This is a genomic window from Gracilimonas sp. B-17, from assembly GCF_056857935.1.
This window is the reverse complement of the sequence record NZ_JBSXOA010000010.1, coordinates 199,442-219,574: the sequence shown is the minus strand read 5'-3', so window position 1 is coordinate 219,574 and position 20,133 is coordinate 199,442. Positions and strand designations below refer to the sequence as shown.

Annotated in this window: 18 protein-coding genes; 8 read left to right on the top strand and 10 right to left on the bottom strand. The window is 42.2% G+C overall.

All coding sequences use genetic code 11. The features are described from left to right. The first annotated feature begins 65 nt into the window (after window positions 1-65). The 3 genes from AC13FX_RS04240 to AC13FX_RS04230 all read left to right on the top strand — a co-directional run bounded on the left by AC13FX_RS04240 (window position 66) and on the right by AC13FX_RS04230 (window position 4,945). Window positions 66-1,481, top strand: coding sequence for a CCA tRNA nucleotidyltransferase (locus tag AC13FX_RS04240; RefSeq protein WP_482879239.1), 1,416 nt, complete (start codon window positions 66-68; stop codon window positions 1,479-1,481). Next, window positions 1,474-2,346, top strand: coding sequence for a 4-(cytidine 5'-diphospho)-2-C-methyl-D-erythritol kinase (gene ispE, locus AC13FX_RS04235; protein WP_482879238.1), 873 nt, complete (start codon window positions 1,474-1,476; stop codon window positions 2,344-2,346). Before AC13FX_RS04240 ends, ispE begins: the two co-directional genes overlap by 8 nt. A 124-nt stretch (window positions 2,347-2,470) precedes the next feature. Beyond that, on the top strand, window positions 2,471-4,945 hold the full coding sequence (locus AC13FX_RS04230) for a glycogen/starch/alpha-glucan phosphorylase (RefSeq protein WP_482879236.1): 2,475 nt from the start codon (window positions 2,471-2,473) through the stop codon (window positions 4,943-4,945). Between the two features lie 212 nt (window positions 4,946-5,157). Here the strand turns inward: AC13FX_RS04230 and AC13FX_RS04225 are convergent, their stop codons facing one another. Further along, complete coding sequence (locus AC13FX_RS04225) at window positions 5,158-6,237, bottom strand: hypothetical protein (protein ID WP_482879235.1); 1,080 nt, start codon at window positions 6,235-6,237, stop codon at window positions 5,158-5,160. Between the two features lie 131 nt (window positions 6,238-6,368). Between AC13FX_RS04225 and AC13FX_RS04220 the strand changes: the two genes are divergently transcribed. After that, entirely contained in the window at window positions 6,369-7,397 is a 1,029-nt protein-coding gene (locus tag AC13FX_RS04220) for a mechanosensitive ion channel family protein (RefSeq protein ID WP_482879234.1), read from the top strand. Between the two features lie 18 nt (window positions 7,398-7,415). On the opposite strand, the gene AC13FX_RS04215 is transcribed toward AC13FX_RS04220, so the two are convergent. The 9 genes from AC13FX_RS04215 to nadC form a co-directional block, all read right to left on the bottom strand. After that, a complete protein-coding gene (locus AC13FX_RS04215; RefSeq protein WP_482879233.1) occupies window positions 7,416-7,799 on the bottom strand; it encodes a hypothetical protein in 384 nt (127 codons plus the stop codon). Between the two features lie 12 nt (window positions 7,800-7,811). Continuing rightward, window positions 7,812-8,633 carry an energy transducer TonB family protein gene (locus AC13FX_RS04210; RefSeq protein WP_482879232.1) on the bottom strand — a complete coding sequence of 274 codons (822 nt, stop codon included), beginning with the start codon at window positions 8,631-8,633 and terminating at the stop codon, window positions 7,812-7,814. A gap of 5 nt (window positions 8,634-8,638) precedes the next feature. Continuing rightward, window positions 8,639-9,052, bottom strand: coding sequence for an ExbD/TolR family protein (locus AC13FX_RS04205; RefSeq protein ID WP_482879231.1), 414 nt, complete (start codon window positions 9,050-9,052; stop codon window positions 8,639-8,641). 2 nt (window positions 9,053-9,054) lie between these two features. Further along, a complete protein-coding gene (locus AC13FX_RS04200; RefSeq protein WP_482879230.1) occupies window positions 9,055-9,762 on the bottom strand; it encodes a MotA/TolQ/ExbB proton channel family protein in 708 nt (235 codons plus the stop codon). A gap of 17 nt (window positions 9,763-9,779) precedes the next feature. Beyond that, window positions 9,780-11,372, bottom strand: a complete 1,593-nt coding sequence (locus AC13FX_RS04195) for an SPOR domain-containing protein (RefSeq protein ID WP_482879229.1) — start codon at window positions 11,370-11,372, stop codon at window positions 9,780-9,782. A gap of 3 nt (window positions 11,373-11,375) precedes the next feature. After that, complete coding sequence (locus AC13FX_RS04190; protein ID WP_482879228.1) at window positions 11,376-11,573, bottom strand: HU family DNA-binding protein; 198 nt, start codon at window positions 11,571-11,573, stop codon at window positions 11,376-11,378. Window positions 11,574-11,579: 6 nt separating this feature from the next. After that, entirely contained in the window at window positions 11,580-13,298 is a 1,719-nt protein-coding gene (locus tag AC13FX_RS04185; RefSeq protein ID WP_482879227.1) for a TonB-dependent receptor, read from the bottom strand. 128 nt (window positions 13,299-13,426) lie between these two features. Then, window positions 13,427-14,536 (bottom strand): quinolinate synthase NadA, encoded by a 1,110-nt coding sequence (nadA, locus tag AC13FX_RS04180; protein WP_482879226.1) that lies wholly within the window; start codon window positions 14,534-14,536, stop codon window positions 13,427-13,429. A gap of 107 nt (window positions 14,537-14,643) precedes the next feature. Then, a complete protein-coding gene (gene nadC, locus AC13FX_RS04175) occupies window positions 14,644-15,474 on the bottom strand; it encodes a carboxylating nicotinate-nucleotide diphosphorylase (RefSeq protein WP_482879225.1) in 831 nt (276 codons plus the stop codon). 79 nt (window positions 15,475-15,553) lie between these two features. On the opposite strand from nadC, the gene AC13FX_RS04170 reads away from it, so the two are divergent. The 4 genes from AC13FX_RS04170 to AC13FX_RS04155 all read left to right on the top strand — a co-directional run bounded on the left by AC13FX_RS04170 (window position 15,554) and on the right by AC13FX_RS04155 (window position 20,122). Beyond that, on the top strand, window positions 15,554-16,711 hold the full coding sequence (locus AC13FX_RS04170; protein ID WP_482879224.1) for an IscS subfamily cysteine desulfurase: 1,158 nt from the start codon (window positions 15,554-15,556) through the stop codon (window positions 16,709-16,711). 4 nt (window positions 16,712-16,715) lie between these two features. Beyond that, complete coding sequence (locus tag AC13FX_RS04165; protein ID WP_482879223.1) at window positions 16,716-17,279, top strand: DsbA family protein; 564 nt, start codon at window positions 16,716-16,718, stop codon at window positions 17,277-17,279. 130 nt (window positions 17,280-17,409) lie between these two features. Continuing rightward, window positions 17,410-19,038: an arginine--tRNA ligase gene (argS, locus tag AC13FX_RS04160; protein WP_482879222.1), complete on the top strand. Its 1,629-nt coding sequence runs from the start codon at window positions 17,410-17,412 to the stop codon at window positions 19,036-19,038. A gap of 85 nt (window positions 19,039-19,123) precedes the next feature. After that, complete coding sequence (locus AC13FX_RS04155; protein ID WP_482879221.1) at window positions 19,124-20,122, top strand: YncE family protein; 999 nt, start codon at window positions 19,124-19,126, stop codon at window positions 20,120-20,122. Window positions 20,123-20,133: the final 11 nt, after the last annotated feature.

Genomic DNA, 20,133 nt, shown 5'->3' with positions numbered 1-20,133 from the left:
AAATATCTCAGTAAACCTCTGAAAGCAACGCCTAACATTCCTATCTTTGAGATGCTTTGAAACATATGAATAACATACCAACGTCGCACCAAAAAGTTTTTAAGATCATAAGTCAGGCTGCTGAGGAACTGGATTATCCGGTCTATGTAGTCGGCGGTTATGTTCGTGATCATTATCTGAACCGTCTAAAAGAAGGAGCAATGGACATCGACTTTGTTACAGTCGGTTCCGGAATAAAGTTAGCTACCCTTGTTTCCAAAAAGATAAAAAGTTCATCTTTGGCCGTATATAAGCAGTTTGGTACTGCTCAGGTCAAAACCGGGGATCTTGAATTGGAGTTTGTGGGTGCCCGAAAGGAAAGCTACCGAAGGGACTCCAGAAAACCGATCGTGGAAGATGGAACCCTTGAAGACGATCAACTGAGGCGAGACCTGACTATCAATGCCATGTCCTGGTCGCTGAACGAAGAAAATTTTGGTGAGCTGATCGATCCATTTGACGGTATGGAAGACCTGGAAAATAATAAGATCAAAACCCCGATCGATCCGCACCAAACATTCAGTGATGATCCGCTTAGAATGATGAGAGCCATTCGTTTTGCCTCTCAGCTTGATTTCAGGATAGAGGAGGAAACCTTCAATGCGATCACCGAAATGGCCGGCAGGATCAATATCATTTCAAAAGAAAGGATCATTGATGAGCTGAATAAGATCATACTGAGTGATCACCCCTCTCTAGGATTTACTATGCTATTCAAAACCGGTTTACTAAAAGAGTTTTTCCCGGAAATGCATGACTTGCATGGTGTAAAAGAGATCAAAGGAGTTCGTCATAAGGACAATTTCTGGCATACTTTAAAAGTACTGGACAACGTGATTGAACTTGGTGCAGACCTGTGGTTAAGATGGGCGGCCATCATGCACGATATTGCCAAGCCACCCACACAAAGATTTCATCCCAAAGCCGGGTGGACCTTTCACGGCCACGATGCATTGGGTGCCAAATGGACCAAGCGCATATTTCGTCGGCTTGGGCTTCCATTGGATGAGCGAATGCGGTATGTACGTAAATTGGTGCGCTTGCACCTCAGGCCTATCGCTTTGGTATCGGATGAGGTTTCGGATTCCGCTATACGCAGGTTAATTTATGAGGCCGGTGATGATATTGATGACCTTATGAAATTATGTCGGGCAGACATCACCACTAAAAATGAATACAAGCAGGAGAAGTATCAACAGAATTTCGACTTTGTAGAAAGGCGGATCAAAGAAGTCGAAGAAAAAGATCGCATAAGAAAATGGAAGAACCCATTATCCGGTGAGGAGATCATGGAGGCCTTAAATATTGAACCAAGCAGGACCGTGGGTGATGTAAAAGATGCCGTAAAAGAGGCCATACTGAACGGAGATATTCCAAATGACCATGATGCTGCTTTTAATTATATGATGAAACATAAAAACGATTTTTTAAAGAATGGCTGAACTTTGGATCTCTAATTCGTACGGTAAGATCAATCTTGGATTGAACGTACTTGAGAAACTTGAAAATGGATATCATGCAATTGAAACGGGATTTTGCTTCATAGAGTGGAACGATCGTTTTGAGGTTAAGCCCGGTCGTATGCATTTGGAAATGAGTGATCCAAAAATTCCCGTGGATGATTCAAATCTGATCGTAAAAGCAGTTAAACTACTGCAGCAGGAAGCAGGATTAAAGGATGAGTACAATATCAAAGTGGAAAAGAACATACCTACGGGTGCCGGCCTTGGAGGCGGTAGCAGTAATGCAGCCACGACTTTACGAATGATGAACAAGATCGCAAATCTTGGGCTTACTCAGGATGACCTCATCAGGCTTGGTAAGCAGATCGGGGCGGATGTACCTTTTTTTATTAAGGGTAAAGCCGGCTTTGCTACCGGTTTGGGAGATGAGATCGAGCCACTTGATATTCAACCGGATGCCTATATAGTTACCGTATATCCAAATATTGAGAGCAACACGGAGCAAGCCTATCAATTTTGTGAACCAAACCCTGAACCGGAATTCTCATTGAAGAATGTACTTTTGGAAGAGCAGCCTGAAGAGTGGCGATATCTTCTGATGAATGAACTTGAAAAAGTCGTATTCCCCCGATTACATCTCGTTGGAAATATAAAAGATCAATTCTATGAATTCGGCGCCGAGTATGCCAGTATGAGTGGAAGCGGTTCCAGTGTTTTTGGGGTTTTTGAACAGGATTTTGTTGCAATTAATGCGTACGAATCGTTTCATAAGCTCGGTTTTCCGGCTAATATAACCAGACCAAAATTTGAGCCGGACCAAGGAATTTATTTAAAGGAAGGATGACATCTGAAAGTTGTTGTTACAGAAAAATCGGACTCTGTCTTATAGAACTGATATAACTGAATAGACAGGCTCATTCATCAACTTTCGATTATTAAAAAGGAATATTTAGATCACACTAGAAATTATGAGTAAGAAAGAATCAACTAGCATTAATACTCGCTCGGGAATGGATAAGGATTCCCTTCGTGAAGATATCAAACTACATCTCCGCCATACATTGGCGAAGGATGAATATTCTACGACCAACTGGGATCGCTATAAGAGTGTAACCCTAACCATCATGGATCGGTTGAATGACCGGCTCCTTAAAACCCAGCAGCACTATTATAAGACAGATGCGAAGCGGGTGTACTATCTATCAATGGAATATCTGATAGGCCGGCTCCTGGACAATATGTTGGTAAACCTGAATGTCCGTGATCTGGTAGCTGAAGCCCTGGATGAGCTAGACCTGTCTTATGAAGACATCCGTGATCAAGAATGGGACGCAGGCCTTGGGAACGGAGGCCTTGGCCGCCTTGCCGCCTGTTTTCTTGATTCCATGGCAACCTTGGGAATTCCGGCTATTGGCCATGGAATTCGCTATGACTATGGCATCTTTTATCAAAAAATTCAGGACGGTTATCAAGTTGAACGTCCTGACCTTTGGTTGAAATATGGAAACCCCTGGGATACGGTTCGCCCTAAGGTTCAATATCCGGTGGAGTTCTACGGAAATCAGGGCATGGTAAAATCCAGCAATGGGAAAACCCATTACAACTGGGAAAATACACATCGAGTGAAAGCCGTTGCTTATGATACACCTATACCCGGCTATGATAATGGGATCGTTAATTATCTGCGACTTTGGAAAGCTGAGTCATCTTCAGCCATTGACCTTAAGAGTTTTAATCAAGGCCAATATATTGATGCGGTTCGGGATAACCAGTTAGAGCAAAACATATCAAGGGTGTTGTATCCAAACGATAAGGTATTTGTAGGTCAAGAGCTCAGATTGAAGCAGGAATATTTCCTTGTTTCAGCATCGATGCAGGATATCATCCGTAGGTTCAAAAAACAGTATAATGATTTTACTAAGTTTCCGGACAAGGTGTCCATTCAGTGTAACGATACGCATCCAAACCTGGCTATTCCTGAATTAATGCGCCATTTGCTTGATGAGGAACATATGGACTGGGAAAAAGCTTGGGATATAACAGTTCGCTCAATGGCCTATACCAACCATACCTTATTACCGGAAGCCCTGGAAAAGTGGCCGGTGTCACTGGTCAGGAATCTGTTGCCACGTCATCTTAATATTATTTATGAGATCAATCGACGGTTTCTGGATGATGTAAAAGTCAAATTGGGAGATGATAAGAACCTTCAGAACCGAATGAGTATTGTAAGTGAAGGAGAGCACCCTGTAGTACATATGGCTCACCTTGGTATTGTGGGGGCAAGAAAAGTAAACGGGGTAGCAGCTATGCACTCTCGCTTGTTAAAACAATCGATGTTCAAGGATTTTGCAGAGATGTACCCGGATAAATTCACCAATAAGACCAACGGTATCACACCACGAAGATGGTTGAAGCAATGTAACCCGGCGCTCTCAGGTTTGATCTCTGAAAAGATCGGGGAAGACTGGGTTACGGATCTAGATGAGCTCAAAAAGATCAATGAATATGCTGAGGATGAAAAATTCCGCAAGCAATTTGCCGAGATAAAACTTGAAAACAAAAAGCGACTGGCTGATTATATAAAGGAAAATAATGACCTGGACGTCGACCCTAATTCTATGTTCGACATTCAGATCAAGCGGATACATGAATACAAGCGCCAGCTGATGGCAGCCCTTCATGTGATCACCATGTATAATCGCCTTAAGGAAAATCCGGATACGGACATATCACCCAGAACGGTCATATTCGCCGGTAAAGCCGCTCCCGGATATACAATGGCAAAACTGCACATCAAGCTCATTAACAGTATTGCTGAGGTTGTGAACAACGACCCGGATGTCAATAAAAAGCTGAAGTGCGTATTCCTGCAAAATTATAGCGTAACACTGGCTGAGAAATTGATACCGGCAGCTAACTTATCAGAGCAGATCTCAACCGCCGGTATGGAAGCTTCAGGTACCGGTAATATGAAGTTTGCCCTGAATGGAGCCCTCACGATTGGTACTCTTGACGGTGCCAATGTTGAGATCAGGGAAGAAGTTGGAGATGATAATATATTCATCTTTGGTTTGGAGGAAGAAGAGATCGAACAAGTTAGAAGAGAAGGTTATAATCCTTGGGATTATTACAATGCCAATCCTGAACTGAAGCAAGCCGTTGATCAGATCCGTGATGGGTTCTTCAGTAACGGAGACAAAGCTCTGTTTGAGCCGATCATTAATGCTCTGCTCCATGAGGGCGATTACTTTATGGTGATGGCTGATTATGAAGCGTATGTTCAAAAGCAGGATGAAGTATCTGAAGCTTTCAAGGACCAGGAAGAGTGGAACCGTAAGGCTATTATCAATACGGCCAATATCGGTAAATTCTCCAGTGACCGAACTATCAATGACTACAACAATGAGATCTGGCAGGCACCCAAAGAGAGCCTGAAGTAGTTTCGGTTAGGGTTGGTTCCCCACAGAGTGTGTGGTAACTCTACTTCATAACAGCTGTAAACTGAATATTAGACAATCAGGTCTACAGGTATTGGGCTTAGGTATAACAAAAAAAAATCGCTCAAACCTGAGTGATAAAACGAAGACCGACCTGGTTCCGTACGCTCCGCGTCGGAACCGATCAGGGTTAGTTAGCTAATACAGTTAATTAATTATTGAGCTGAAAGATATTGAGAGGTCAGCCATTGGTTGGCCTCTTTTTTATTACTCAGATCTTCTTCACTGATATTTTGCAAAAAATTAAACGCGCGTTTACTCATGTCAGACTCATGTGCATTCAAATAATCATGTAGTATGGGAGACCGGTGATCAAGGATCTCATGACTCAGATTTGAGGGGAAATTAAAATCAGTCAGGTATTGAAGGATGGTATCATAATCCCAAATAGCAGAACCACTTATCAGGTTTTTAACCGGTTCAGTAACATATTTCCAGTCGAAATCCGGTCGTAATTTCAGTGTTTCTCGTAATACGTAAGAGGTGAAATTCTTTAGACTGTTATTGTCATAGTAATATTGATCAAAAATTAATTTTAAATCCTCATCGGTAGGTTCAGTTCGCATTAAAATTAATAGGGCCCAATATCTATTAACCAGGTTGGCATCTTTACTTAATATATTTCTTGCTCGAGGTAAAGCAGAATCCATATCTAAGCCATTGATATGATCGAGCAATCCGTCAGTAAATGTTTTTTCATCATCATCTGCGAATTTATTATAAACCATTTTATACTTCATAGACAGTTTGCGTCCATCAGTACGTAAGAATTGCAGATAAAAAGCTAAAGCATTCTGATTGGCAAAGTCGTGAAGGTCCTTTCCCGGAATATTCCATTCACTTATGGTATCCATTGAATCAACCGGAAGTTCTTTTTCAATGATTCCATAATCTGTCTTGTTTTCTATCAATGTGATATAGCCATAATTAGGACGAACGTAGGTTGTTGATGAGTATTCGAACCCAAGGTCATGTTGCATAACTGCACTGCAAGCATTCAATACGCGAGCACCGGTAATTGAATCCCCTTGGCGTACCCTCATCGTATCCACGATCTGCTGTGCTGTGAAATTTTTTAGCCCAATGAACTCAAGATAGTAATCTGGCGAGGCCTGAATAAGGTTAGGATAACTCTTCAGATCAGATTGGCTAATGGAAATAGGTTTGGGTTGAAAGATCCTGCAACCCGTAAACATAAGCATAGTGATAGCAGCAACTATTAATATATTTCTCATGACTCTTTATTTTGTACCTCGATTTATAAGCAGATATAAATAATTTTATTTTAATATTCCAAAAACGTCATGGATATTTTTTAAAAAGAGGTCCTGTTCGATAATCCTTACAAAACTGTTATCTTGGTTACATGAATAATTTTCAATTGCCTACTTCAACACCACAGGTCGATTCACTGACGGCTGACAGTGCCAATGATATCATTTCCGCAGATTCGGCACTCAACATACCAAACCCATCCGATTACTCTATTGGTGATACGTTTGATTATGTCTGGGATCTGCTGCAGGTGCAATTATTTACTATTCAAAATACCCCAGTCACTTTCTTGAAGCTGATCGTATTCATTCTGCTTCTGATCGGGTTTTCTTTTTTGGCTTCTTTTGTAAAAAGAATGCTTAATAACAGGATCCTGCCCAAGTTTGTAAAGGATAGTGGGCTTAGATATACCTTATCCCGAATGTCACAATATGTTGTGGTAGTGATCGGGGTCTTTATCTCCTTCCAGTTCCTTGGCATTAATATGACGGGCCTGGCAGTGATCTTTGGTTTTCTGTCAGTTGGTATCGGTTTTGGACTTCAAAATATCACCTCAAATTTTATTTCAGGCCTGATCGTTTTATTTGAGAGGCCGATCAGCGTAGGAGATCGTGTTTCGGTAAATAATATTGAGGGTGATATTCAAGAGATCAATATCCGTTCAACCAAAGTAAAAACACTTGATAATATCTCTATCATTGTCCCAAATTCAGAATTTGTTTCCAAGGACGTCATAAATTTTTCACATGGAGATACTACCTATCGATTAAGTATTGATGTAGGTGTATCCTATTCATCTGATCTCGATAAGGTGCTAAAAGCCTTGAATGAAGTAGCTGAAGAAAGTGAGGATGTGCTAAAGTACCCTGAACATGATGTTCATTTACGGAGCTTTGGGGATTCTGCCTGGGATATGAAGTTGTTGGTCTGGATACCGGATGTCAAGAAAAGATATTCAGTGCAAAATGCTTTAAATCAAGCTATCGTACGAAAGTTTGCTGAATATGATATTGAGATCCCATTCCCACAGCGCGATCTGCATGTTCGCTCAGGCTTAAATAACGGTAGTAAAGATGTCGATCATGGTTCAGAGGACTCAAAAACGGATAGCAAAGAATAAATAGTATAACACTGAGCCTTAAGGAAAGCTGAGGGTCTGTGTCTCATATACGCTGTCACGGTGAATGAATTGGAAGGTGTAATCACCGGGAACAGGAATTTCTATCGTGTATTCCCTTTCATAAGGAACACATTGCTCGGTGCAAATTTCTGAGGTTACCTCGGCAATGGTCTTGATCTCAAAGGTGTTTTCATTCTGCTCAATTAATTCCTGAAGATTGTCCCAGCAGGCAGAGCCACAGGAATTTAACATCTTTAGGGTCACCGAGTTTGATGTTTTGTTCATCACCTCAACTTGATCGGGTAAAACCGTAATATAATCAGCTTCATCAATGGATTGTCCGGTTGTACACGCGACACTTAAAAGGATCAAGGCAGGCAATATTAAGATCGAACGCTTCATAACGATATAGGATTATTGGACCACGAAACGGAAAGTGATGGTTCCCCATTGCGTTTGTTGAGGGACTCCTCCGGGGAGTCTTGAAAATCTCCATGATCGGAGGGTACTCATTACTTCACGTTCCAATTCAGGGTTCATTTTACGAAGTGGGATTATACGACCTACGGTACCGTCAGGGCGTACCTCAAATCTAACGGTAATGACTGCCTCAGAATTGGTTGAGTTTTCAGGAAGTGGCTGAACCATGGGGGAACGGTCAATTTCACCTTCCCAGCTTAATTCGTAGGGTGAGGATTTTTCCTCATCATTGCCAATTCCCTGATCGGACTGCATGTCTCCGGTGGCACCATCCACATCACCGCTTTGATCGGCACCCTCTGTGGTAGTTTCATTTTCCTGAGCAACCGGTGGGATTTCTACTTCTTCTTCCTGTGGTTGTGTTTCTTGTTGGGTGGGGTCGATCTTCTCAGTGTCCGGGGTGGTTACCTCCTCCTCTACAACCTCCTCAACCTGGTCAGGCAGATCAACAGGCTTCGTATCTTCTTCAGTGGTTGTCTGTGGGGTAACTTCCGGCTCTACAACTTCTTCAACCGGTTCATCGGGCTCTACTTCTGAAGGGTTTGGTCGCTGAGCCACTTCTTCGTTTTGCACTTCAGAATATTCGGCAAGCTGACCTGTTCTGAATTCCCCAAATTCTACCTCAATGTACGAAGGCCGAACATTGGCATTCATATCAAAAGTATAGATTAAAGAGAATATCAGAAGGATAGCATTTACCCCAAGGGTTACCCTTAAGGCAAAACGATCATCTTCGGTGAATTTGTAGCGGCCCATAATGGTCAGGATCCTTGTTCGGTAGCCATAATAATCTTGAGATTCAATGCCTTGCTGATATTCATCACCCTCACGGCGTCATCAACTTTAGCATCCTTGTCAGCTCTTAGTACAACGGTTCCCTGTGGCTTATTATTTCGTGCGTTTCTGATAGCAGTAGCAAGAGAGCCTCGTGCGGTTAAACTACCATCCACATAGAATTCACCATTCTTGGTTACAGCTACGGATATAAATTGTGTTTCAGTAGCCGCACTGCTTTCAGCTTTTGGCACCTCAACACGTATCCCGAAATTGGTCACAAAAGAAGATGTTAAAAGGAAGAAAATAAGCAGTAATAACACAATATCTGTCAATGACGATTGTGAGAACAATGACAGGGGTGGTAAGCGTTTATCTCCTCTTCTGAAATCGCGTGACATGATCAGTTATTTTCTTTTTTGGCCGGTGATTGCAGTAGATCCAGAAAGTCTGCCGATGCATTTTCCAGTTCAAATATTGACCGGTTGATCTTGCCCAAAAGGAAATTATAAAAACCATAGGCGATCAACCCTACAATAAGCCCTGCTGCAGTAGTGATCAAGGCTTCCCAGATACCACCTGCAAGCGCACTCGGGTTAACGTTACCCTGAAGTGATTGAATATCCATAAAAGCTTCGATCATACCTGTAACAGTTCCTGTAAAACCAAGAAGCGGGGCTACACCGGCTATAGTTGCGAGCCAGTTCATGCGTTTTTCCAGGAAAAAGATCTCTTTCTTTCCGGCATTGTCAATAGCATCTTCAATATCGCGAATGGGTCTGCCGAGGCGGCGAATACCGGCTTTAATAATTCGGGAAATAGGCTTGTTGAATTCATCACAATAATCCATAGCATTCTTCGCCCCACCTTTGCCGGATTTGAGCATATTTTCGATGGTCCCCAAAAACTTATCCGGGTCCACATGTGAGCGATTTAAGGCTCGCCATCGTTCAACAATAACATACATGCCGATCATAAAAAGAATGGCAATAGGGATCATTAAAACGCCACCTTCAACAAGGAGCTCGAAAAATGAGGTAGTTTCTTCCTGCATAGCCATCAGGGAGTCAACTGCAGTGGTATCCTGCAAAAATATCAATAAAGGGTGCATGTAGATGATCTTTTGATTTATTGAATTTGGGTTACGAAATAGTTGTCTGTGTAAGGATCGCCGAGATCCTGAGCTGCAAGAGCTGCATCACGCATGGTCTCAAATTGTCCTATGCTAACTCTCCAAAGCATTCCATATTGTTGGTGTGGTATTGAGGCCAGTAGAACACGATAACCCTGGTCTGAAAGTTCAGAGACCTTGGCGCGGGCATTATCTTCATTGGTCAGTGAGTATAGAACGATCGTATAACCATTGTTTGCGCCATCATTGACCGAGCCGGTTAATCCATAGGAGGTTTCTCCGGCAGGGATCTGTTCAACAACCTCTTGTGTTTCTGATACTTGAGTTTCGGATCCTTGTTCCGTTTCCGTCATTGTTTGCTCAGTACCCTGATCCTGATTCGGTGAATCGTTCTGAGAAGGTTCATTTAAGGCTGTATCAGTATTTGGATCTTGGGCTGACTCATTTTGATCCTGCAATGATTCTGTAACTTCAGGGCCGGGAGCAGGTGGTGTTGTTTGAGTGGTTGCAGGAATTTCTGCCGGAGTAATTCCCGGAATGTTGACGAATCCAAAGTATCCCAGGCCATAGATCCCACCGCCAAGAACAGTAATTATAATGATGATAAGAAGTGCAGCTGATTGAGAGCCGGTTTCATTTGCCTTTTGAGGGCGCTTGAAGGGTTTGCGTTTCTTTTCCTTTTCATCTTTAGGTTCTTTTTTCTTCTCAGGTGTCTCAGATGTTATGTTCTTGATCACCGGTACGGGTTCGTCCTCATCCTCACCTGAATCTTCACTTATTGATGAAGAAAGAGCTTCTTCCAGGTCTTCGTCTTCATCGTCATCTGAAATTGCAGACCCAAGGGCTTTTTCGAGATCTTTTTCATCTTCTTTTTCCTCACCCTCTTCTTCAGCAAGTGCAGCAAAAGGATCGACATCATCTTCATCTGCTTTTGACTCATCTTCCTCATTGATATCCCCGGAAAGTTCGCGTTCGATCTCTGAAATACGTTCCAGGTCCTCATCGCCATCATCTTCCTGATCAAAGACGGCTTTAAAATGTTCTTCTTCCTGTTCACTTTCTTCTTTGGGAGCATCACCAAGTAAACCGGAGAACATTCCTTCATCTCCTTCACCTTTATAGGTATCGATACCCCATTTATCAGGACCGGGTTTTTCTTCCGGTTCTTCTTCCGGTTCATTCTGATCCCCATCTTCAATACTAAAGGGAGGATCCGTTTCATCATTTTCGGGTTCCTGCTCTACGGTTGAGGCACCAACAGGTTCCTCTTCAAGCAAACCGGCAAATGGATCGTCCTCGTCTTGGGCATCGGGTTCATCCACAGAATCGGTTGCATCATCCATTTCGATGGCTTCCATTCCCACATATTTATAGTTTATCTCTGTGGCTAGTTCATCAGCAGGTATAAATACTACATTATTTCCGATGGCACTGAATACACCAAAGCCATCCACTTCATAAGCTTCACCTTCTTCAATAGCTTCGTTGATCTCTTCTACAAGATCAGCAAGCTGATCCTCAACTTTCTCTTTCTCGATGCCGGAAGTTTCAACTAGCAGCTCTATAAGTTTTGAATGATCTATATGCATAGCTTACCCCTTCTTAGCGGATGTGAATTCAACAGTATCTTTTGGAGGCAGCATAACGTTAGATCCATCAGCCCGCTTTTCCTGCTTTTGATTATGGTGAACCGGTTTGAATGTACCCAGCCCATCTATCTCAACAGAGTTCTTCATTATTATCTGATCCCGTATTACAATGCCCAATGCCTCTAAAAATTTATCCGTCATAAGAGATTAAAGTTTTATGGTTATACCTCCAAAGATCTGAAAAGGGCGTTCCTGATAGCCGTTCCAAACTTCGTATTCTTGTCCTGTGATATTTAATAATTTGGCAAAAACGCCAATTTTGTCATTTACCTGATATTCGGCACCTGCGTTAAGTAATGCAAATGCTTTTAATTCAGTGCCTGTTTCAGGAGATTGGCGATCTCCAAGATATTCTGCCCATCCATTTAATGTAAGTTCTTTGACCGGTTTAAAGGATATAGCACCTTCAAGGCCAAGTTTTTCTTCATATGGTATATTTCCACCGGCTGATAGTTTTGGACTTCTCGCGTAAACTTTGGCACTGGCCCAGAATTTTTCGGGCACTAATTGTTGATTTGCACCGGCGTAGATCTCGAATATGTTCGTGTCCCCATAATTCAAAGAATAAAATCCGGGGGTATCATTGGGGGGCAAAAGTGTGTGTTGGTAGTAAGCATAATTTTGTGTGTGAGTATAATTTACACCACCGAAGATCCTATTACCACCAAAAAGCTGAAAGTTTGCTTCAGCCCCTGTTCCAATATCATAGGAATACCTGAGTAAATTATCTGTAGAAAGAAAACGGTTGTACTGATGATGTTCTTGTAAAGTTTTCAGATCAGGCCTCCCAAAAGCGGTTCCTGTTACAGATAATCGCTCATTCAAATGATGCTTGATCTCAATTTCAGGACTTAGCAAGACCTTACTTTCAAATGCATCCGTAATGTAACTGACCCCACCCGTGGCTTTGATCCTTGTAGAGAAGTTGAATAACCTTTCGTAGGTGAGAGCTGCTTCAGCATTTACCCAGGTTTCAGAATCAAAGGTGTCAGAAGAATAAGTGGCAGACTCAAGGTTTCCGGTTATTTTAAAAGTTTCGTAGATCTTTTGTCCGGGCCAGTAATATGAAAATGACAGGTGACCAATCGCCTCATCTGTGTCTCCACCGAGTGTTGTTGAACCCGCATCAAGCGTGGTATTGAATACATTCCCACCTAAAGTCATTTCCCAACCATTCAATGTATTTCTGATTTTTTGAAGTCGTAGCTGACCATTGAAGCCCTGATAGTCCTTAGAAGCCGTTTCTCCGATCTGCCCCTGAATGGCTTGATCACTGATATTATAGAGGTCATTAAAGTCGCTTAGGGCTCCAATATCCACGGATAGCCTCAGACCGTTTTGCAGCTTGTTGATATAACCGGCACTGGCATCAAGATAGCGGAAAGAACTTTCAGGCCCATCAAGGTGTCCTTTTGAGCCTCGCATATTCATATTTCCACTTACCGCACTGCTTTCATCAAGAGCGTAATAACCATAGGCATTCACATCAGGCGATAGATAACTGCCAACTGCAGCACGAACATAGCCATTCATGCGTTGGGGGTCTAGTAAAATGTTTCTTAAAGGGGGCTCAGGCCTGCCTAGTTGGGTTACAGAGATATCCGCGACGGCCTCCTCTCGGGTTTCAATAAATGGGATCCGATCAGGATCTATCTGAAATACACGCGGTTTAGGGTTAAAACCAAGGATAGGCTGACGTCTTAATCCTGGGAAACGTGCCTTGAACTCGCTGCGTATCTCAATATCCTGAGGATTGATCTCCGGCAACAATGAATTATCGGCACCAACCTGACGGTCTTGTGCAAAGGAAATAGCCGGTAATAAAGATGCAATAAAAAGAAAAAATGTAAGTGATTTACTCATCATAGAATTGCGTTTCCTGAATGTACTAAAAATTGAGAGAAGGTTTAAGGCATAGCTAGTGAAAAAGATGTACTGTGAGTATGATATGATGTTCCGGAAAGAAAGTGCAAAGCTCTATCTCACCACTTTCATTAAGAACGCTCAAGCATACGATTCAGAGCCAGTACAGCATATTCTGTAATTTCATTTGGCACGGTTATGTGATTTACCACCTCACCCTCTTCCAGTTTTTCCAAAGACCATAACAAATGTTGAAGGTCTATTCGGTTCATGGTCAGGCAAGGACACATAAAAGGATTCAGAGAAATGATCTTTTTATCTGGATGCTCCTGAGCCAGTCGGTTTACCAGATTCATCTCAGTTCCAACAGCCCATTTGGAACCGGCAGGGGCTTTTTTGATAGTGTTTATTATAAAGCTGGTTGAGCCATTGAGGTCTGAAGCCTGAACAACATCAAAAGTACATTCCGGGTGAACCAGGACCTTAAAATCCGGATCTTGTTTCCGAAGGTTATCAATATGCTTCACATTAAATTTTTCATGAACCGAACAATGACCTTTCCATAGGATCACCTTTACATTCTCGAGAATTCCTTCACAGTCAAAAGATTTGGTCAATGGATCATAAATGGCCATTTGATCCAATGGAATACCGAGGTCATAGGAGGTATTTCTGCCAAGATGCTGATCTGGTAAGAAAAGGATCCGTTCTTTTTGAGTGAAAGCCCATTCCAGCATTTTTTTTGCATTAGAAGAGGTTACCGTGGCGCCACCATGTTTGCCAACAAATCCTTTAATGGCAGCTGTCGAGTTAACGTAGGTTAAGGGTATGATTGAATCTCCCCAAATGTCCTGCATTTTAACCCATCCGGCTTCAGTCTGATCAATATCTGCCATGTCTGCCATAGAGCAACCGGCGCGCAAGTCCGGAAGGATCACTTTTTGATCAGCCTGTGTAAGCATATCAGCCGTTTCTGCCATGAAATGTACGCCGCAAAAGACGATGTATTCAGCATCTGCCATTGTAGAGCAAATTCGAGCGAGTTTCAGGGAATCGCCACGGGCATCTGAGAACTGTATCACTTCATCCTTCTGATAATGATGCCCGGGAATGAACAGCTTCTCTCCGAATTTAGCTTTGATCTCTTTTACCCTGATTTCCATTTCAGCTACAGATAATTCACTGTAACGCTTTGGCAGGGAAACTTCTGATTCGATCTCTAACAGGTCTAATACTTCCATAAATGTTCAGATATTTGAAAACAACGTGTGTTTCGCAAATAATTTAATTTTGATCAGGGACAAAGGTATAAAAATATTTGCTGAATTTGATTAAGGTGAACAGGCTTTTACTCTAGATTAAAACTGATATCGAGGGCTTTCACCGAATGGGTAAGCCAGCCAAGAGAGATCACATTTGCACCACAGTTTTTATAACCAGCGATATTTTGTGGTGTGATACCACCTGAAACTTCAATTATGATATTATCAGGAATAAGCTTTCTTAATTCTTTTACCTGATTCGGAGAGCGATTATCAAGCATGATAACATCTGCCTGGGCGGCCACGGCCTCTTCTACCTGTGACCGAGTTTCAGTTTCCACTTCAATCCGAACCATGTGGCCACAATGATCTCTTACAGATCGCACTGCTTTTGTTATAGACCCTGCTGCTTTTATATGGTTATCCTTTATGATCACACCATCGTCTAACCTGAAGCGGTGGTTCTTTCCCCCGCCACAACGTACGGCATACTTCTGTAGCGCTCTGAGCCCGGGCAGGGTCTTGCGTGTATCAGTGACAGATATGGATGGATCACCAAGAAGCCTGATCACTTCATTTGTTGAGGTTGCAATACCACTAAGGTGCTGTATAAGATTTAATATCACCCGTTCACCGGTCAAAAGGTTTCGGATGGATCCATTGACCTCACAGATCTTATCACCCTTTTTTACAACATCTCCGTCGTACTTGAATAAGGTTGCCTTAATGTTTTGGTCTAAAAACCCATAACCTGTCTCGATAGACTGAAGTCCTGACAGTACGCCCTCCGACTTTGCAGTATAAACACCCGTACCTGTTTCGTCTGAAGAAAAGATCGACTCCGAGGTTAAATCCCCCATACCAATATCTTCGATAAAGGCTTTTTTAAGTATGTTCGCGAGCTCAAGTTTATTCATTGTTATGATTAGGGCGTTTTATTTGACTATTTTTGAGGTAGATGAAGATACCTGATTTTAATCTCAAGAGCGATCATAGATGATCTATTTGGACCACGCGGCTACAACTCAGATCAGCGACGAGGCGTTGGAAGTGTATGTGAATGTAGCCAAACACTATTTTGGCAACGCGAACAGTTTACATGATGAAGGTTCAGCAGCTAAACAAATCCTGGACGCTTCGGCTAAGACCATTGCTTCAACAATTAATGCGAGACCGCAAGATATTTTCTTCACATCAGGAGCTTCGGAAGGTAATTACCTTGCGATCTCCTCTCTGCTTAGGGCATCATCAAAAGGTGGTCATGTTATCACGACTCAGGTTGAACATTCTTCGGTTGAGAATGTATATCTGAAATTAGAGGAAGATGGGTATGAGGTAACCCGGCTTTCTACTGATGAAAGAGGCATTATAGATATTGAAGAGCTTAAAAGGTCGATCAGGGAAGAAACAGTTTTAGTTTCCATCCAACATGTTAATTCAGAAATAGGAGTCGTTCAGGATATTAAAAAAATTGGCGCTTTATTGGATGAATATGATATTCTTTTTCATAGTGACTGCGTACAAAGTTATGGCCGACTGGATCTGGATATCCAGGTGTTAAATATTGATGCCATCACTGTTTCCTCTCATAAAATTTATGGCCCAAAAGGTGTGGGTGCAGTTTGGATCGATCCAACTGCAGACCGTAAATCTGTTATACCAAATCCTGATAAAACAGGTGTGATAAGGCAGGGAACCGATGATGTTCCTGCCATTGCCGCATTTGCGACGGCAGCAAAACTCATCCATTTAAATAAAGAATCGGAACAGAAACGCATAAAAAGCTTTAGAAATGAGCTGATCAATGAGCTGAAAAAAATGGAGTTTGATGTGAAGTTTGCAGGTGACAGGAACAAAAGTGTACCCAATATCCTGGGGTTACGATTTCCCGGTATAGAGGGGCAATACTTAATGTTGGAGTGCAATCAGGCGGGTTTGGCGCTTTCAACAGGTAGTGCTTGTCAGGTCGGTTCCGAAAGACCAAATAGAACTATGATGGCTTTGGGAAAAAGTGAACAAGAAGCGAGGGAGTTCATACGTTTATCTTTTGGAACAGGAAACAATGTTGATCAAATTCCACAGATAATTGAGAAAATGAATGTTATCTTGAAACGACATTTTGATAAAGTAAATTTATATAGAAAAGAAGGATAAGGACATGAAAAGAGGACTTTTTTTACTTACCATTTTTGCAGTGATGTTTAGCGGGCCGCTGATGGCTCAAAACAGCAATAGTTCGGAAGCAAAAGTTGAGATCGTAAAATACAGTGACTATCAATGCCCGGCCTGTAAGTATTACGTTCCTATTGAAGAACAACTGAAAGCGGCCTATGGTGATGAATTGGTGCTGACCACCAAGCACTTTCCACTTAATATGCATGAATACGCGCAGCTGGCATCACGGGCAGCAGAAGCGGCACGAGCCCAGGGTAAATACCAGGAAATGCATGACATGATCTTTGCCGGTCAGGAACAATGGTCACGTGGAAATGCTGAATCAATGTTCATTGGGTATGCAAACAGTCTGGATCTTGATATTGAAAAATTCAGGGCAGACTTGAATTCAGCCGATATGCAACGAATTGTTATGGCTGATAAAAGGCAAGGTATGCGACTTAATGTGAATTCAACCCCAACTTATTTTATCAATGGCGAAAAAATTGAGAGGAATCCTCGCACATTTGAAGAATTCAAAGCTCTCGTGGATCAACACATGAACTGATCCGGTCATCTTGCATTTATAGGGGCTTCAGGAATGTAGCCCCTTTTTTTATGTCACAAAGTTTTTAAAGGAAGCTGATTCATAGTCTGATTTTGCCTTATCTTTGAACAAATTAGAAACTTGATTTACCATGAAAGAATATTTAGCTGATATCATCAGCAAGTCCCTGAAACAATTTGACCTGAAAGAGAAACCTGAAATTCGAATTGAGGCACCAAATCAGCCTGAGCATGGTGATGCTTCTTCAAATGTAGCCATGATGCTTGCCAAACCCCTTAGAAACAATCCTAGGGCTATAGCGCAACGGATCGTGGATGCCCTGGAATATGATGATAAAAGGATCTCAGCGGTTGAAATTGCCGGCCCGGGCTTCATCAACTTCAGATACTCAGAAGGTTATCTGTTTGATGAATTGAACGAGATCTTGAAAAGTGGTAAGGCTTTTGGCAAAACGGATTCCAACGATGGGAAAAAAGTTCTGATCGAATTTGTGAGTGCAAACCCAACCGGACCATTGACAGTCGGCCACGGACGTAATGCCGTTCTTGGTGATACTGTGGCGCGATTACTTGAATGGACTGGGGCTGATGTGGACCGGGAATACTACTTCAACGATGCCGGACGGCAAATGCGGGTATTGGGAGAAAGCGTTCGTGCGCGATATTATGAGCTTTTGGGTAAAGAATCTAATTTCCCGGAAGGGGGTTATGAAGGAGAGTACATCAAGGATATTGCCAAAGCTCTGCTTGATGATAAGGGGGATGGACTGCTTAATGCTGAAGATGAGAAACCATTCAAGGAAAAAGCGGAAGAGGAGATATTTGCAGATATCAGTGCTACCCTGAAGCGAATGAATATCAAAATGGATTCGTATTTCAATGAGCACAGCTTGTATGAGGATGGTAAGATCGAAGAGACCATTCAAAAGCTGAGAGATCTCGATCTGGCTTACGATGAAGACGGAGCTGTTTGGTTCAAGACCACAGCTTTTGGCAAGGATAAAGACACAGTTTTGGTTAAAAGTTCAGGTGAACCTACCTACAGGCTCCCTGATATTGCATATCATGCTAACAAACTGGATCGTGGTTATGACTTGTGTGTGGATGTGTTTGGTGCCGATCATATCGCCACCTATCCGGATGTTCTGAGTGGGATAAAATCCCTAGGGTACGATCCTGATAAAGTTGACGTGGTCGTCTACCAGTTTGTTACATTGGTGAAAGATGGAAAGCCGTTCAAGATGAGTACAAGAAAGGCTAATTTTGTGACTCTGGATGATCTCATGGATGAAGTAGGAGCTGATGTAACCCGCTTTTTCTTCCTGATGCGCTCTCCAAATACTCACCTCGAATTCGATATTGCCCAGGCAAAGGAAGCCGGCGAAAAGAATCCGGTGTTTTATCTGCAATATGCTCATGCCCGTATCTCAAGTATTCTCAGAAAAGTAACGGAAGAATATGACTTTGATGGGAAGGCTGATCTGAGCTTGCTGGAGCACCCAAGTGAAATAACACTTATTAAAACTATGCTGAAGTTTCCAGAGACCATTGGCAATGCAGCCAGACTTCGTGAACCACACCATGTGATCACATTCCTTAATGAACTGGCCTCAGCCTTTACCTCCTTCTATCATGATTGCAGAATATTAGGTGAAGACGAAGAGCTGGCTCATGCACGAACAGAATTAGCTAAAGCTACTGCTCAGGTGCTTAGAAATGGATTGGGCATTCTGGGCATATCGGCACCGGATCAGATGTAAGAGGTCCTGTCTTTCAGGCAGGTTGCTATTTTGATTTATAAAGGATGCAGGTTAGATTCTTTGAAAACCCTAAGTATCCAAACCTATGAGCCGAGCGTTCTTAACGGTATTAGTAATTTTTTTACTGTCGTTAAATGATCTTTACGGGCAATTTTTTGAAATTACTGATACACTCATCTTAGAGGAAAATAATGAGGTGATCTTAGGCTTGCCAAGATTTCAGGAAAGAAGTGGAAATGAAATATTGGTCGTAGATCAGGAAACTCACCGGGTATTGGTCTATGATAAAGAGGGAAAGCTTTTGACCTACTTTGGGAGATATGGAAGAGGTCCGGGGGATCTCGAGAAACCAACCTCTGTCGTAAAATTATCAACAGGTGAATATCTCGTTTCAGAATTCAAAGGTAGAGTCTCGAAGTTTGACGCTACGGGAAAGGTTCAAACTGTAACAGATACGGGTATTCCGCGCTTAAATGGCTTAAAGATGTTGCCAAACGGAATGGTATTGCTGATTGGTGGTATGACCACTCCCGATGACCATTATTTACTGCACTTGTTTGATCCGTTAACTATGGAAGTGGAAAAAGCATTTTTTCAACTACCGGTCGATCCATCAGAATATGGTATGCAGCCGCTCACATTAGCTGAGTCTTCGTATGCGGTAGTTTGTCAGGATAAGATCGTTGCGAGCCATGCCATGCTTCTAAAGCTTTTTTACTTCGACCTTAATGGAGATAATTTCAATGAGGTTAGGATCGATACAGACCTGTTTTCAGGAATGGAAAAGCACAAAATGTCATCTAATCCGACAAAGATGATGGAGATCTACGGTTCAGCCTCCTGGTTATCCGGTCTGCATTGTTTGAATAATGGGTCTGTATTGGTTCAATTTTATCAAAACCTCAAAATGAAAGAAAACCCATTGGTGGTCATGCTTATAGACAAACATGGCAATGTGTTAAATGAACAAACAGAGACCCCTGATATCAAGTTTTCCTTTGGGGGTACAGATACGTTATATACCAGTCAAAGTAATTCAGGACTACTGAATACCTTTCAAAAGGTGAAAGTCTTAAGGAATTGAAGGTGTGCTAT